Origin of the sequence: uncultured Jannaschia sp., assembly GCF_947494055.1 — a bacterium.
Taxonomy (GTDB): Bacteria; Pseudomonadota; Alphaproteobacteria; order Rhodobacterales; family Rhodobacteraceae; genus Jannaschia.
The window spans coordinates 196,607-212,478 of record NZ_CANLTR010000002.1; the positions used below are offsets into that span (position 1 = coordinate 196,607).

The 15,872-nt window shown below is 67.3% G+C and carries 10 protein-coding genes; 5 read left to right on the top strand and 5 right to left on the bottom strand.

The genetic code is table 11. From position 1 onward, the window contains the following. A complete protein-coding gene (locus Q1A87_RS02955) occupies window positions 1-330 on the top strand; it encodes a multidrug efflux SMR transporter (protein WP_299646875.1) in 330 nt (109 codons plus the stop codon). Between the two features lie 11 nt (window positions 331-341). On the opposite strand, the gene alaS is transcribed toward Q1A87_RS02955, so the two are convergent. Further along, window positions 342-2,990 (bottom strand): alanine--tRNA ligase, encoded by a 2,649-nt coding sequence (gene alaS, locus Q1A87_RS02960; RefSeq protein WP_299646877.1) that lies wholly within the window; start codon window positions 2,988-2,990, stop codon window positions 342-344. A gap of 137 nt (window positions 2,991-3,127) precedes the next feature. Continuing rightward, complete coding sequence (gene recA, locus Q1A87_RS02965) at window positions 3,128-4,198, bottom strand: recombinase RecA (RefSeq protein WP_299646879.1); 1,071 nt, start codon at window positions 4,196-4,198, stop codon at window positions 3,128-3,130. 171 nt (window positions 4,199-4,369) lie between these two features. Between recA and Q1A87_RS02970 the strand changes: the two genes are divergently transcribed. Continuing rightward, the gene (locus tag Q1A87_RS02970; protein ID WP_299646881.1) at window positions 4,370-4,951 is read left to right on the top strand and encodes a gamma-glutamyl kinase; all 582 of its coding nucleotides are present in this window, start codon (window positions 4,370-4,372) and stop codon (window positions 4,949-4,951) included. Between the two features lies 1 nt (window position 4,952). On the opposite strand, the gene Q1A87_RS02975 is transcribed toward Q1A87_RS02970, so the two are convergent. Next, entirely contained in the window at window positions 4,953-7,580 is a 2,628-nt protein-coding gene (locus Q1A87_RS02975; RefSeq protein ID WP_299646883.1) for an ATP-binding protein, read from the bottom strand. A 222-nt stretch (window positions 7,581-7,802) separates the two neighbouring features. Beyond that, window positions 7,803-8,819, bottom strand: a complete 1,017-nt coding sequence (gene galE / locus Q1A87_RS02980; protein ID WP_299646885.1) for a UDP-glucose 4-epimerase GalE — start codon at window positions 8,817-8,819, stop codon at window positions 7,803-7,805. A 200-nt stretch (window positions 8,820-9,019) separates the two neighbouring features. Between galE and parE the strand changes: the two genes are divergently transcribed. The 3 genes from parE (at window position 9,020) to Q1A87_RS02995 (ending at window position 13,963) form a co-directional block, all read left to right on the top strand. Further along, complete coding sequence (parE, locus tag Q1A87_RS02985) at window positions 9,020-10,993, top strand: DNA topoisomerase IV subunit B (RefSeq protein WP_299646887.1); 1,974 nt, start codon at window positions 9,020-9,022, stop codon at window positions 10,991-10,993. 1,224 nt (window positions 10,994-12,217) lie between these two features. Continuing rightward, window positions 12,218-13,051 (top strand): DUF1194 domain-containing protein, encoded by an 834-nt coding sequence (locus tag Q1A87_RS02990; RefSeq protein WP_299646889.1) that lies wholly within the window; start codon window positions 12,218-12,220, stop codon window positions 13,049-13,051. 237 nt (window positions 13,052-13,288) lie between these two features. Further along, on the top strand, window positions 13,289-13,963 hold the full coding sequence (locus Q1A87_RS02995) for a hypothetical protein (protein ID WP_299646891.1): 675 nt from the start codon (window positions 13,289-13,291) through the stop codon (window positions 13,961-13,963). Between the two features lie 70 nt (window positions 13,964-14,033). On the opposite strand, the gene Q1A87_RS03000 is transcribed toward Q1A87_RS02995, so the two are convergent. After that, the gene (locus Q1A87_RS03000; protein ID WP_299646893.1) at window positions 14,034-15,848 is read right to left on the bottom strand and encodes an ATP-binding cassette domain-containing protein; all 1,815 of its coding nucleotides are present in this window, start codon (window positions 15,846-15,848) and stop codon (window positions 14,034-14,036) included. Between the last annotated feature and the right edge of the window lie 24 nt (window positions 15,849-15,872).

Here is a 15,872-nt window from a genome sequence, read left to right on the forward strand (position 1 = left end):
ATGAACTGGGTGCTGCTGATCCTCGCCATCGCCTTCGAAACCGTCGGAACCTCCGCGCTGAAGGCCTCCGCCGGGTTCACCCGGCTCGGCCCCTCGCTGGTCACGCTGACCTGCTTCGTCGTGTCACTGTTCCTGCTGTCGCTGGTGCTCAGGACGATCCCCGTCGGGATCGCCTACGCGATATGGTCCGGCCTCGGCATCGTGCTGATCGCGGCGATCGGCTGGCTCGCCTTCGGCCAGCGGCTCGATCCCGCCGCGATCCTAGGTTTGGTCATGATCATCGCCGGAATCGTCGTGATGCAGCTCTTCTCCGACACGACGGGGCACTAGGCCCCGCCCGGTCAGGCGGCGGCGATCACCCCGCGCGCCGCGTCGAGCGCTGCATCGGCCTGCGAGATGTCGGCCCCGCCGCCCTGCGCCATCTCCGGCCGTCCACCGCCCCCTCGTCCGCCGAGGGCTTCCACCGCGGCCTTCACGAGATCGACGGCCGAGACCCGGCCCGCGAGATCCTTCGTGACACCGGCGGCGACCGCGGGCTTCGCCCCCGTATCGGCGATCAGCACGACGATGCCGCTGCCGAGCGAGGCCTTCTGCGCATCGATCATCGGCCCGAGATCCTTGCCCGACACGCCGGAGATCACCTGCATCACGGCCTTCATCCCGTTGATGTCCTGCGCTTCGGCCCCCGCGCCCATCGCCTTCTCGCGGCGAAGCTGCGCCACCTCGTTCTGCAGCGCCCGGCGCTCGTCCATCAGCGCCCGGACGCGGGTACCGACCTCCTCGGGCTGCGACTTGAACAGATTGGCAAGCTCTGCCACCCGGTGATCCTGCGCCCGCAGGTAGTCCATAGCCGCCTGCCCGGTCAGCGCCTCGATCCGCCGCACGCCCGCGCTCGACGCCTGATCGCCCAGCGTGACGAAGGCGCCGATCTCGCCGGTCCGGCCGACATGCGTGCCGCCGCAAAGCTCGATCGAGTAGGTCCGCTTGTCGGCACCCCGCCCGGTCCCGTCCTTCGCGCCCATCGAGACGACGCGCACCTCGTCGCCGTACTTCTCGCCGAAGAGCGCCTGCGCACCGAGCGCGCGGGCGTCGTCGGGCGCCATGATCCGGGTCGAGACCTCGGCATTCTGCCGGATGAAGGCGTTCACCTCTGCCTCGACCCGCGTGAGCTCCTCGAGCGAGACCGCCTGCCCGTGGCTGAAGTCGAAGCGCAGCCGGTCCGGCGCGTTGAGCGAGCCGCGCTGCGCGACGTGCTCGCCGAGGGCGCCGCGCAACGCCTCGTGCAGCAGATGCGTCGCCGAATGGTTCGCGCGGATCGCCGAGCGGCGGTCGTGATCGACGACAAGCTCGGCCGGTTGGTCCCGCGCAATCTGCCCCTCCTCGACCTCGGCCAGATGCATGTAGATGCCCGCCGACTTGCGCGTATCCGTCACGCGCGCGCGCCCCGTCTGCGTCCGCACGATCCCGGTATCGCCGACCTGACCGCCCGCCTCCGCGTAGAACGGAGTCTGGTTGACGACGATCGCGATGGTCTCGCCGGCTTCCGCTGCGTCGATCTCCGACCCGTCGCGGACGAGCGCGAGGATCTGCCCCTCTGCCGTCTCGGTGTCGTAACCCAGGAACTCCGTGGTGCCGTGCCGCTCCGCCAGATCGAACCAGATCGCCGCATCCGCCTGCTCGCCCGAACCGGACCAGGCCGCGCGGGCCCGGGCCTTCTGCTCGGCCATCGCCGCGTCGAACCCGGCCACGTCCACGCCCAGGCCCTTCTCGCGGAGCGCGTCCTGCGTCAGGTCGAGCGGGAAGCCGTAGGTGTCGTAAAGCTTGAACGCGGCCTCCCCCCCGAGCGTGCCGCCCGCGGACAGGCGGCCGACCTCGTCCTCGAGCAGACGCAGCCCGCGGTCGAGCGTGGCGCGGAACCGATCCTCCTCGCCGCGCAGCGTCTCCTCGATCAACGCCTTCGCGCGGACAAGTTCGGGATAGTGCTGCCCCATCTGCTGCACCAGCGCCGGGACCAGCCGGTGCATCACCGGATCCTGCGCACCGGCCTGATGCGCGTGCCGCATGGCGCGGCGCATGATCCGGCGCAGCACGTAGCCACGACCTTCGTTCGAGGGCATCACGCCGTCCGCGATCAGGAAGGAGGTGGAGCGCAGGTGGTCGGCGATCACCCGGTGATGCACGTTCTCCGGTCCGTCCGCGTCCGTCGAGGTCGCGTGCGCGCTGGCCTCGATGAGCGCGCGCATCAGGTCGGTGTCGTAATTGTCGTGCTTTCCCTGCAGAAGCGCGCCGATCCGCTCGAGCCCCATGCCGGTGTCGATCGACTGCATGTCGAGCGGCCGCATCGAGCCGTCGGGCAGCTGCTCGTTCTGCATGAAGACGAGGTTCCAGATCTCGATGAACCGGTCGCCGTCCTCGTCCGGGCTGCCCGGCGGGCCGCCGGGAATATGGTCCCCGTGGTCGTAGAAGATCTCGCTGCAGGGGCCGCAGGGGCCGGTCGGGCCCATCCGCCAGAAATTGTCGTCGCTGGCGATGCGGATGATCCGCTCGTCCGGCAGGTTCGCGACCTTCTTCCACAGTGCCGCCGCCTCGTCGTCGGTGTGGTAGATCGTGACCAGAAGCCGGTTGGGATCGATCCCGAAATCCCGGGTCAGAAGGTCCCAGGCGAAGGGGATCGCTTCGGACTTGAAGTAGTCGCCGAAGCTGAAATTGCCCAGCATCTCGAAGAAGGTGTGGTGGCGCGCGGTGTAGCCCACATTGTCGAGGTCGTTGTGCTTGCCACCGGCGCGGACGCATTTCTGCGATGTCGTCGCGCGGACGTAATTTCGGCTCTCGACGCCGGTGAAGACGTTCTTGAACTGCACCATGCCCGAATTGGTGAACATCAGCGTCGGGTCGTTGTGCGGCACGAGCGGAGAGCTGTCCACGACCGCGTGTCCGTTGCGCGCGAAGTGGCCGAGGAAGGTCGAGCGGATATCGTTAAGGCTGGGCATGTCGTTCCTCCTCGCGCGGCGGGTCCGCGCCGTCCTAGCCCCGGCGTGTCGGCCCGTCCAGCCACCCAACGAAAACGGGGCCGCCCTGCTCGCGACCCCGTTCCGTCATCTCGTCTCGACCGGCCCCGGGCGGGGCATCACTCGTCGAAGATCTCGTCCTTGTCGCCGGCCCCCATCTGGAAGTCGAGTCCGTGGGCCGCGCGGATCTTGTCCTCGATCTCGAGCGCGACGGACGGATTCTCGCGCAGGAAGGTCTTGGAGTTCTCGCGCCCCTGCCCGATCCGCTCGTCGCCGTAGCTGAACCAGGCGCCGGACTTGTCGACCACGCCGGCCTTCACGCCGAGGTCGAGCAACTCGCCCATCTTGGAGATGCCCTCGCCGTACATGATGTCGAACTCGACCTGCTTGAACGGCGGCGCGACCTTGTTCTTGACGACCTTCACCCGCGTGGTGTTGCCCACGACCTCGTCGCGATCCTTGATGGCGCCGATCCGGCGGATGTCGAGGCGGACGGAGGAATAGAACTTCAGCGCGTTGCCGCCCGTCGTCGTCTCCGGCGAGCCGAACATGACGCCGATCTTCATCCGGATCTGGTTGATGAAGATCACCATGCAGTTCGACCGCGAGATCGAGCCCGTCAGCTTACGCATGGCCTGGCTCATCAGGCGCGCATGGACGCCCACGGAGCTGTCGCCCATGTCGCCCTCGAGCTCCGATTTGGGCGTCAGCGCCGCGACCGAGTCCACGACCACGAGGCTGACCGCACCGGACCGCACGAGCGTATCGACGATCTCGAGCGCCTGCTCACCGGTATCGGGCTGCGAGATCAGGAGCTCGTCGAGGTCGACGCCGAGCTTGCGCGCGTATTGCGGGTCGAGCGCGTGTTCGGCGTCGACAAAGGCGCAGACGCCGCCCTTCTTCTGCTCCTCGGCGACGACATGAAGGGTCAGCGTCGTCTTGCCCGAGGATTCCGGCCCGTAAATCTCGATCACGCGCCCTTTCGGCAGGCCGCCGATGCCGAGCGCGATGTCGAGGCCGAGCGAGCCCGTCGAGGTCGACTCGATGTCCTTGAGGACGTTGTCGCCCCCGAGCTTCATGATCGAGCCCTTGCCGAACTGACGCTCGATCTGGGCGAGCGCGCTGTCGAGCGCCTTCTGCTTGTCCGCGCCGCGTTTGTCAGCCATGTCGATAAGGTTCGCCATTCCCATAGTATCACGCCCTTGTTGCATGCTGCCGCAGTCGCGGCAATCGGGGTTTCGTTCACGTATCGTTCTGCTTGTCCCGGATATGGAACGTTTGGGGAACACATTCAAGTAATCATTTAATTCTTCCTTAATCCGGGCGATCAGGGAGCCGTACGCAAACGAAGGATCGGGAAAGTGCTGATCTTCTGGGACGCCCGCATCGTCCTCCTCGCCGTGCCGAAGACGGGGTCGACGGCGCTCGAGGCCGCTCTGGCGTCGCACGCCGACGCCGCGATCGTGAATCCGCCGGGCCTCAAGCATTGCGGGGTCCGCAAGTACGACCGCGAATTGCGCCCGTTCTTCGAGCGCGGCGGACAACGTCCGATGGAGAAGATGGCCGTCATTCGCGAGCCGGTGGACTGGCTGGGCAGCTGGTTCCGCTACCGGAGCCGACCGGCGTTGCGGGGCCATGCGAACTCGACCGCCGGGATGCAGTTCACGCATTTCGTGGAGGCGTATCTCACCCCCGAGCCCCCCGCCTTCGCCCGGGTCGGGTCGCAAGCCGTGATGCTTGCCGGTGGCGTGGAGCACCTGTTCCGGCACGACGATCTGGGCCCCGCCACCGCGTTCCTCGCCGAACGCCTGGGGACCGAGGTGACGTTGCCGCGCGCCAACGTCTCGCCCCCAGGCGACGTCTCGCTCCCGGCGGATCTGGAGGCGCGTCTGCGGATCGAGCGGGCGGAGGATTTCGCCCTCTGGAAGCGCGCGGCCCCCTGACCTACTGAAGCGCGCGTTCGACGGTGCGGGTCAGGTCGTTCAGCGAGAAGGGTTTCGGCAGGAACGTCGCGTTCGGGACGGGCGTGCTGGTCTCCGACAGCGCGTCCTGCGTGTAGCCCGAGATGAACACGGTCCGCACCGTCGGACGATCCTTCAGCGCCTTGCGCACCCAACTCGGCCCGTCGAGCCCCGGCATCATCACGTCGGTCACGAACAGGTCGACGACGAGCGAGGGATCCGACAACTGCGCGAGCGCGGATTCCGCGTTCTCCGCCTCGACGACGTCGTAGCCCCGGAGACGGAGCGCGCGCGACGCGAAGGCGCGGACCGGTGCCTCGTCCTCGACCAGAAGCACGACCGGGCGGGCGCGATCGCCACCGGCGGCGCCGGTCGCGGCCCCGGCCGAGCCGGTCGCTCCGCCGGACGGGTCTTGCGCGCGGGTCGCATCGGTCTTCGCCGCCACGGCGGGCGAGCCGTCCGCCACCTTCACGGGGGCGGGCTCGACGCGGTCGTCGTTCCGGCCGGACGATGCATCCCCGTCGCCGGACGCAACCGAACGGGACACCTCGGGGCGATTCCGCGTGTCGCCCTCGTGCCGTCCGCGGCACGGCAACGCATCGCTCGGCGCTGTAACGACGGACGGCGTGGTCTCTTTCCGGTCATCCGGCCTGTCACGCATCGACGGCTCGACGACCGTATTGGCCGGTTGTTCCAGCCTGTAGGGCGTCGGGATGGCGGGCGTGTCCATCCGTTCGACAGGCTCGTCGTCCAGCACGGCCATCTTGTCGTCGTCGGGCATCACCGGGAAATAGAGGCTGAACCGCGTCCCGACGTCGAGCTCGGAATCGGCGAAGATGTAGCCACCCGATTGCTTGATTATACCGTAGGCCATCGACAGCCCCAGCCCGGTCCCCTCGCCCGGCCGCTTGGTGGTGAAGAACGGCTCGAAGATCCGGGCGAGGTTGTCCTTCGAGATGCCCCGGCCTTCGTCGGTCACGTTGATGACCACGTACTGGCCCGGCGGCATCGTCACGCGATCGCGCGTCAACGGCTGGTTGAGGAAGCGGCATTCGGTCTCGATCCGGATCTCGCCGCCCTCGGGCATCGCGTCCCGTGCGTTGACGACCAGGTTCATCAGCACCTGCTCGAGCTGGCGACGGTCGCCACGCACGGGAATGAGCCCCGGATCGTGTTGCAGCGTCAGCCGGACGTTGTCGCCCACCAGACGGTTCAGCAGATGCGCCAGATCCGCCAGCGTATCGCGCAGGTCGACGGGCTGCATCTGCAGCTTCTGCTTGCGCGAGAAGGCCAGCAACTGCCCCACCAGCGCCGCGGCGCGATTGGCGTTCTGGTTGATCTGCTTGAGGTCGGCGAAATCCTCGTCGCCCTCGTCGTGGCGCAGAAGCAGCAGGTCGCAATGGCCCGAGATCGCGGTAAGCAGATTGTTGAAATCGTGCGCCACGCCGCCGGCGAGCTGACCGATGGCCTGCATCTTCTGGCTTTGCACGAATTGCGCCTCGAGCGTCTTCAGCTCGGTCGCGTCGTTCAGGACGGCGAGCAGCCCGCCCTCGCCGTCATCGACGGGACGACTGAGCGTGATCTGCAGGTAGGTCTCCGTCTCGGCGCCGGTCACCCGCACAACCTCGGCCCGGTAGAGACCGCGGCCGGCCGCGGCTTCGCTGACCCATCCGCGCACGCTGCGGCCCAGCCCCTCGACCATCGCGGCGAGGCGGACCTCGCCGGGGGACGCCGTCGCCGGCAGCAGGTCGCGCGCGAGCCGGTTGGCGAACAGAACGCGGCCTTCGGGGTCGAGCCTCAGCAGGGCCACGGGCAGGGAATCGAGCTCGACACGGCCGTTCTTGTACTCGCCCGCCGGCATCACGAAGACCTCCGACCGGCCGTTCGCCGGTTCCGACAGGACCACGCGGACCGGCTGCGGCCCGTCCGTCGTCAAGAGCCGGTTCAACCTGCCGCTCTGCAGGGGCACCTTTTCGAACAGATCCCGCACCCGCTGGGCACGATGCCCCGCCTTCTCCTCCAGGACGTCGTTCATGGAGAGGATGGTGCCGGACGGCCCGACGGTCAGCATCGGCAGACCGTTCCCGTCGGCGCCGCGCGATGGCTGGTCCACCAGGTCCTCGATCCGCCAGAGCAGCCCGCCCGGGACGCGATGGACGGCCACGCGCACATGGCCCCGCCGCGTCACGACATCCTCCCGCGCGGAGCCGTATCCCCGCGCGGCGGCACGGAGACGATGCACGACGGCGTCCGGATTGGCGAAGAGGGGCTCGAGCATGACGGACATCGTCGCAGCCTTCCGCGCACCGAGGCGGTCGGTCGCGGCGGTGTTCTGCGCGATGATCGCGCCCGCCTCGTCGGTGCAGAGGCCCGGCACGGTGTCGTGATCGAGCAAGGCCATTACGGTCTGCAGGCGACGACGTTCCAGGCGGGCATCCACCAGGGTCGCGATCTGCAGCCCGACGAGGATCGCCGCCGACGCTCCGGCGACCGCCAGAAGGAGCGCGCGGGAGACATCGAACTCGACGACGAAGGACGCCACGACCGCGGCGAGCGCGGCGAGAAGGAAGATCGCGGACCCGGTCCGCAGTCGGTTGAGAGTTTGTGCCAAGTCGCCCAAGGTCCACCTCTTTCGCCGTACGTGATTGGCCTGGCCGGCAATCGATCCGGTAAATTTATCGGCAAGATTCGTTAATGCAGCATTAATAATCCGTGAATGTCCTATAACGTACGCTCGAAATGATTCCTGCGACCTAACCGCCCGAGCTCGGCCCCGACGCCGCATCGGCAACGCTCCACCGGCAGATCGATCAGGAAATGACCGGCAGATCGGTCAGGAATTGAAGGTCCAGCCCGTCATCCGGGCCTGCACCCAGTTCCAGCTCGAACGGCACATTTCCTCGAGGTCGCGCTGCGCCTCGAAGCCGAGCTCGGACCGGGCCCGGCTCGGATCGGCGTAGAGCTTCGGCACGTCGCCCGCACGCCGCGGGGCGATGCGGTAGGGCAGCTCGCGCCCGACGACGTCCTGGTAGGCGCCGTGCAACTCGAGCACGGAGACCGGATTGCCCGTCCCGATATTCAGGCGGTGGGCGCGGCCGTCCAGCAGGGCCTGCAACGACTTCACATGGGCGTCCGCGAGGTCCATCACGTGGATGTAGTCGCGCAGGCAGGTTCCGTCCGGCGTGTCGTAATCGTCGCCGAACACGCGCAGTTCGGACATCTCGCCCGTCGCGACCTTGGCCACGTAGGGCATCAGGTTCTCCGGCACGCCGCGCGGGTCCTCCCCGATCAACGCCGAGCCATGCGCCCCCACCGGGTTGAAGTAGCGCAGCACGCCGAGCACCCACGGATCGGCCCGTGCCGCCTGTTCGAGGATGCGCTCGCAGGTGACCTTGGTGAAGGCGTAGGGCGAGGTGTGCGACAGCGGCATGTCCTCGGTGAGCGGGAAGACCTCCGGCTCGCCGTAGACCGTCGCCGTCGAGGAGAAGACGAGGCGCCAGACCTCCGCCGCACGCATCGCCTGCGTCAGGGTCGTCAGCCCGCCGATATTCGTCTCGAAGTAATCGAGCGGCCGCGCCACGCTCTCGCCCACGGCCTTCTTCGCGGCGAAATGCACCACGCCGTCGATGGCCTTCTCCGCGAAGAGCCGCGTCAGCAGCGCGCGGTCGAGCACCGTCCCCTCCACGACGTCGACATCCGCCCCGGTGAGCCGCGACAGCCGGTCGACGACGCTCGCGTCGGAGTTCGAGAAGTCGTCGAGGATCGTCACCCCGAACCCGGCCTCGACCAGCGCCACATAGGTATGCGACCCGATATATCCGGCGCCGCCGGTGAGGAGGATATGCGGCATGACGATGCTCCGGATCTGGTGTCGGCGCCCCGCGTCTAGCCCCTCCGCCGGGCTGCGGAAACCCCGTGGAACGCGGTTCGGTCGACCTGCCCGTCGAAGGCCGTCCCGGCGTTCCCGCGCGGGCGATCCGACATCCCCGGCCTTTCGCAAGGCCCGCATATCGCCTACCTTGAGCGAAACCCCACAAGATAGAGCAGCACATGCCCGACGACCTTCTCGACGGCGCCGAGCCGGACCGCAGCTACGACGCCTCCTCCATCGAGGTGCTGGAGGGGCTGGAGCCCGTCCGCAAGCGCCCCGGCATGTATATCGGCGGCACCGACGAGCGGGCGCTGCATCACATGGTGGCCGAGGTGCTCGACAACTCGATGGACGAGGCGGTCGCGGGCCACGCCAACCGGATCGAGGTGGAGCTGCATGCCGACGGGTCCTGCACGATCCGCGACAACGGCCGCGGCATCCCGGTCGACCCGCACCCGAAGTTTCCGGGCAAGTCCGCGCTCGAGGTGATCCTCTGCACGCTCCACGCCGGCGGCAAGTTCTCCGGCAAGGCCTACCAGACCTCGGGCGGCCTGCACGGCGTCGGCGCCTCCGTGGTCAACGCGCTCTCCGATTCGATGGTCGTGCAGGTCGCCCGCGACCGGCAACTCTGGGAGCAGCGCTTCTCCCGCGGCGTCCCCCTCGGTCCCGTCGCCAAGGTCGGCGCGGCCCCCAACCGGCGGGGCACGACCACCACCTTCCACGCCGACCCCGACATCTTCGGCGCCCACCGCCTGAAGCCCGCCCGCCTGTTCCGCTCGATCCGCTCCAAGGCCTACCTATTCTCCGGCGTGGAGATCCGCTGGACTTCCGCGATCGACGACGGCGAGACGCCGACCAAGGCCACGTTCCACTTCCCCGGCGGCCTCGCCGACTACCTCGCCGAGACGCTGGGCGACGCCGCGACCTATGCCGACGCGCCCTTCGCCGGCACCGTCGACTTCCGGGAGCGGTTCGGCATGCCCGGCAAGGTCGAGTGGGCGATCAATTGGACGCCCTCCCGCGACGGCTTCCTGCAAAGCTACTGCAACACCGTTCCCACGCCCGAGGGCGGCACCCACGAGCAGGGGTTCTGGGCCGCGATCCTGAAGGGCGTGAAGGCCTACGGCGAGCTCGCCAACAACCGCAAGGCCGCGCAGATCACCCGCGACGACCTGACGACGGGGGGCGCCGCGCTCGTCTCCTGCTTCATCGCCGAGCCCGAATTCGTCGGCCAGACCAAGGACCGCCTCGCCACCACGGAGGCTGCCCGGCTGGTCGAGACGGCGATCCGCGACCGGTTCGACAACTGGCTGGCCTCCGACACCAAGGCCGCGGGCGCCATCCTCGACTTCCTCGTCCTGCGCGCGGAGGAGCGTCTGCGCCGCCGGCAGGAGAAGGAGACGGCGCGCAAATCCGCCACCAAGAAGCTCCGCCTGCCCGGCAAGCTCGTGGACTGCACGGCGCAGGCCCGCGCGGGCACCGAGCTCTTCATCGTGGAGGGCGACTCGGCCGGCGGCTCCGCCAAGATGGCGCGCGACCGCAAGACCCAGGCCCTCCTCCCCCTGCGCGGCAAGATCCTGAACGTGCTGGGCGCCGCCTCCTCGAAGCTCGGCTCCAACGCGGAGATCTCCGACCTGACGCAGGCGCTGGGCGTCGGGCTGGGCTCGCGCTTCGACATCGAGGATCTGCGCTACGACAAGGTCATCATCATGACCGACGCGGACGTGGACGGCGCGCATATCGCCGCGCTCCTGATGACGTTCTTCTTCACCCAGATGCGCCCGATGATCGACAGCGGCCACCTCTACCTCGCCTGCCCGCCGCTGTTCCGGCTAACGCAGGGGGCGAACCGCGTCTACTGCCTCGACGAGGCCGAGCGCGACGCCTGGCTGAAGAAGGGTCTGGGCGGCAAGGGAAAGAACGGCGGCAAGATCGACGTCTCCCGCTTCAAGGGCCTGGGCGAGATGGACGCCAAGGACCTCAGGGAGACGACGATGGACCCCGCCTCCCGCAAGCTCATCCGCGTCTCCATCGACGAGGACCTCCCCGGCGAGACCGGCGACCTCGTGGAACGCCTGATGGGCAAGAAGCCGGAGATGCGGTTTCAGTATATTTCGGAGAACGCAAAGTTTGCGGGGGAACTGGATGTTTAAATGGCTAGATAACCCTAGTCCCTCTAGAAAGAAGAAGCTTATAACGAAGATTTTAAAGCGAAAGCCGCCAAGGTCCTATCAATTATCTGACTCAAGTAAAGATGTGGATTACCTTTCGCTTCTAGTAAAAGACTTTGATAGCGGCACCGATTTACTAGTCGAGAACCTCAACAGAGGATACGTAACAGGATTTCAGCGAGGCGACGATGGATACACCTTACCAGCAAGCTGCCACCTCGATTACGTAACGAGCGCAAATGTCACTGTTCTACACAAGCTTGGATTTATCACAGCGACTTTTACGGGTTGGAAAAGTATACGATATGGCTTGTTCAGCCGATATACCGAACGACAATATATTTTAAGAAGAGTTAAAGCGAAGGTTTCCTCGAGATTCATCAAGTTCTCGAGGGAGCGGCAGAAAATACTACAAGAAGTCGTGGATGTTCTCCTTTCAGACGATGAACTCAGTCATGACGGAGTTAGCATGTTTGGATTGTTAGAGCGCATACATGGTCGAAATTTCTATATACGCAAAGATGCCCCCGTTTATCAGCGATATTTCTATAAGGTTATTGATAGCTTGAAACATGACGAAGCACTCGTCGAGAACTCAGGACGGATAGAGATGGGACCTAAAGCTCTGTTGATACTCAGTGACTATGAAATCGCGCAACGACGGCACAAAGATACACGGTTGCAAAACTGGATATTGATAATCCTCACTGTAGCTTTGATATTTGCGACGTTGTTTGGGCCTATACTTCCTAGATTTTTATCTGCGACGTAAACATATAGCTTCGCCAATCCAAATCGAACTCGAAACAACGTCATGGCGTAGGATCAGACCTACTTCGTAACTTCTTAAGACTACGACAGAAATAAAGGTGCTAACCTTCGTTCCATCCGAGATTTTGACTTGTTTATTCAGTATTAGATTCGGTGGTATTTACCCAGCCGCAAGCTGGGCAGCCCCCGGCCGTCCCCATGGGCGGGGGCTTCGCCCCCACCCGCGGCCGGGGCCTGCCCTCTCCGCATCACGAACGACCACCCCGCCCCACATCACGGACGCCCGCCCAACCCGAAACTGCCGCCCTTCGCGCCGCCCTGCCGAACCCCGCGCCGATCACGGCACCGTGTCCCGCCCCGGCGCCCCTTTACCTTGCGCGCCCCCCGCTCCCGCACCGTAGGGTCGGGGGAACCCCGCCAGCCGAAGGGTCCCCGATGCGACGCCATACGCCCTTAACCGCCGACCGCTCGCCCGGAGCCGCCACCCGGGGCTTCGCCCGTCGCTCGCTGAAAACGATCCACTGGATCGTTTTCCTGGCGCTCGCCCTCCGGGGCTTCGCCCGTCGCTCGCTGAAAACGATCCACTGGATCGTTTTCCTGGCGCTCGCGACCCCGGCCGCCGCGCAGGACACCGATCTCGAACTCGTCCTCCTCGCCGACGCCTCGGGCTCGATCACCTCCTCCGAGATCGCCTTCCAGCGGCAGGGCTACGCCGAGGCCATGCAGGACCCGGCGGTGCTCGCCGCCATCGCCGACACCGCCTACGGCTCCATCGCCGTCACCTATGTCGAATGGGCCGAGACGCAGGACGTCGTCGTCGACTGGATGGAAATCGCCACCGCCGAGGACGCCGCCCGCTTCGCCGCCGCCCTCGACGGCCCGCCCCGCCGCGCGGTCGGGCGCAACGCCATCGGCGCGGCGCTGCTCCGCGGCCTCGACCTGATCGAGACGAACCGGATCGACGGCTGGCGGCGGGTCATCGACTTCTCCGGCGATTCCCCGCGCAACTTCTCCGGCCCCGGCATCGAGGCCGCCCGGCAGGAGGTGCTGGCCGCCGGCGTCACCATCAACGCGCTCGCCGTCGTGTCCGAGCGCGGCTGGGGCGGAAACGACAACCTCGCGGAGACCTACGGCGAGATCATCATCGGCGGCCCCGGCGCCTTCGTCGTCGCCGCCGAGACCCGCGCCGCCTTCGCCGAGGCCGTGAAGCGCAAGCTCATCCTCGAGATTGCCGGCACGCCCCCGCCCCGCGAGGTGGCCGCGAACTGACGTCCGCAGCACCGGAGACAGGGCAGACCACCTCGGGAGACGTCGTGCATCAGGTCTGGTCACGACCGCCCGGCCGCAGGACGGGCAGTCCCCGACCGCCCCCAAGGGCGGGGGCTGCCCTCACCGGATCAGGCCACGCGCGCCACGCCCTCCCCCGTATCCGTAGATTGCGGTCCCGCCCGACGGCGATACGGTCGTCGCGTGACTCGATCGCTCCCTTCGCCAAGGCTGCCCCCCATGCGCGCCCCCGCTCTCCTCGCCGCCCTCCTCCTCGCCCTCCCGGCCTGCACGCGCGGCCTCACGCAGGCGGAGGCCGATCTCGTCGCGCCGCTCCTGCCGGACCTCGCGACCGAGGACGTCCGGATCACGCGCAGCCCGGTCGTCGGCCTCTTCCCGATCACCTACGACGCCCGCCCCCGCATCGCCTGCCGCGAGAAGATCGCCCCGCCGATCGAGGGCCGCATCGTCGCCAGCACCGCCGGCATCGTCCTCTTCCAGCGTCTCTGGACCGCGCCGCGCTGGAGCCTGCCGGATTACGCGGCACCTCTGGGCGACCATCTCGACCTCGCCACGGCGATGTTCTTCGCCCACGAGATGACCCATGTCTGGCAATGGCAGGCCCGCGCCGTCACCGGCTACCACCCCGCCCGCGCATTCTTCGAGCAGATCGAGATCGACGATCCCTACCTGTTCGACGCCGACGCGCCGACGCCCTTCCTCGAACGCGGCTACGAGGAGCAGGCGAGCCTCGTGGAGGAATATCTCTGCTGCGCCACGCTCGACCCGTCGGGCGCGCGGACCGGGCGACTGCACGCGCTCCTGTCGGAGGCCCTGCCCGTCGCCCCGCCGGCGAACTTCCCGCGCCCGGTGCTCATTCCCTGGGCCGACGACCTCGACGGCATCTGCGCCTGAACGCAAACGCGGTCTTGCAATCCTGTAGTGCCACAGCCGTAACACAGCCGTGACACGCCGGTAACACCGCTCAGGTCGCCGCTTCGGCCCGCTCCTCGAGCGTCAGCCACTCCTCCTCCACGGCCGCGAGTTTCGCCTGCCGTTCGGTCAGCGCATCGGTGGCCTTGCGGAACTTCACCGGCTCGCGGGAATAGAGTTCGGGATCGGCGAGCAGCCCCTCCAGCTTCCCGATCTCCGCCTCCAACCGACTGATCTCGCTTGGCAAAAGATCCAGCCGGTGCCGCTCGGTATAGCTCAGCCCCTCCGCCTTCGGCGCCCCGGGCTTCGCCTTCGCCGCCGGTTTTCCCGCCGGCGCCCCGACCAGGCCCTCCCCCCGCTCGGGCCGCTGCGCGACGTAATCCGACCAGCCGCCCGGATAGACCTGCGCCCGCCCCTCCCCCTCCATCGCCACCGTCTGCGTCGCGACCAGATCGAGGAAGTCCCGGTCGTGGCTCACCAACAGCACAGTGCCGTCGTACTCTCCGATAACATCCTGAAGAAGATCGAGAGTTTCCACGTCGAGGTCGTTCGTCGGCTCGTCCAGAACCAGCAGGTTCGACGGCAACGCCATGATCCGCGCAAGCAGAAGCCGCGCCTTCTCACCCCCCGAAAGCGATTTCACCGGCGCCTTGAACTGCTTGTCGTCGAACAGGAAATCCTTGAGATACCCCGCCACGTGCCGCGGCGTGCCGCGCACCATCACCTGGTCGGACGCCCCCGACACGCCGAGCAGCGGATCGAGCGTGAGCGAATCCCACAGGGTCGCCTCGGGATCGAGCTTCGCGCGCGCCTGATCGAACACCGCGACCTCGAGATTGGTGCCGAGCTTCACCGATCCCGCATCCGGCGCGACCTCGCCCAGCAGCATCTTCAGAAGCGTCGTCTTGCCGACCCCGTTCGGGCCTACGAAGGCCACGCGGTCGCCGCGCATCACCCGCAGGTCGAAGTCCCGGACGATCACCCGATCGCCGAAGGCCTTGGAGAGCTCCGACGCCTCGATTACCCGCTTGCCGCTCGCCTGCCCCGCATCGAGCTCCAGCGCGGCGGTGCCGGCGCGGCGCACCTGCCCGGCCCGTTCGGCGCGCAGGTCGGCCAGCGCGCGCACGCGGCCCTGGTTGCGCTTGCGCCGGGCGCTGATCCCCTCGACGGCCCAACGCGCCTCCGCCTTGATTTTGCGGTCGAGCTTGTGGCGCGCCTGATCCTCTTCCTCCCAGACCTTGTCGCGCCAGGCCTCGAAGGCGTCGAAGCCCTTTTCCTGCCGCCGCACCGCGCCTCGGTCGATCCAGAGCGTCGCCCGCGTCAGGGCGCGCAGGAAGGCCCGGTCGTGGGAGATCAGGACATAGGCCGCGCGGGTCGATTTCAGCTCGGCCTCCAGCCATGCGATCGCGTCGATGTCGAGATGGTTGGTCGGCTCGTCGAGCAGCATCAGCTCCGGCGCCTCGGCCAGCAGCTTCGCCAGCGCCGCGCGCCGTCGCTCCCCGCCCGAGGCCGCCTGCGGCGACGCGTCGAGCTGGAGCTTCAGCCCCTCGGCCGCCGCCTCGACCCGCCAGGCCTCCGCCGCGTCGAGCCCGGAGGCCGCGTAATCGCCCAGCGTCGCGAATCCGTCGAGGCTCGGCTCCTGCTCCATGTAGCCGACCGACGTGCCGGGCGAGAGCGTCCGCAGCCCGCGATCGGCCTCGACCAGGCCGGCCATCACCTTCATCAGCGTGGATTTACCCGATCCATTGCGACCGACCAGTGCCACGCGATCTCCCGGCTGCACGACCAGCGACAGGTCGTCGAAGACGGGAGCGCCGCCGAAGGTCAGGGAGATGTCGGAAAGCTGGAGAAGGGGTGCGCGCGCCATGTCGCGCGGGCTATCCGTCGGACC

Coding starts and splice junctions, on each gene's coding strand:
- galE (WP_299646885.1), bottom strand. CDS start 8,819: ATGCCGCATATCCTCCTCACCGGCGGCGCCGGATATATCGGGTCGCAT.
- parE (WP_299646887.1), top strand. CDS start 9,020: ATGCCCGACGACCTTCTCGACGGCGCCGAGCCGGACCGCAGCTACGAC.
- Q1A87_RS02995 (WP_299646891.1), top strand. CDS start 13,289: ATGCGCGCCCCCGCTCTCCTCGCCGCCCTCCTCCTCGCCCTCCCGGCC.
- alaS (WP_299646877.1), bottom strand. CDS start 2,990: ATGCCCAGCCTTAACGATATCCGCTCGACCTTCCTCGGCCACTTCGCG.
- Q1A87_RS02990 (WP_299646889.1), top strand. CDS start 12,218: ATGCGACGCCATACGCCCTTAACCGCCGACCGCTCGCCCGGAGCCGCC.
- recA (WP_299646879.1), bottom strand. CDS start 4,198: ATGGGAATGGCGAACCTTATCGACATGGCTGACAAACGCGGCGCGGAC.
- Q1A87_RS02955 (WP_299646875.1), top strand. CDS start 1: ATGAACTGGGTGCTGCTGATCCTCGCCATCGCCTTCGAAACCGTCGGA.
- Q1A87_RS03000 (WP_299646893.1), bottom strand. CDS start 15,848: ATGGCGCGCGCACCCCTTCTCCAGCTTTCCGACATCTCCCTGACCTTC.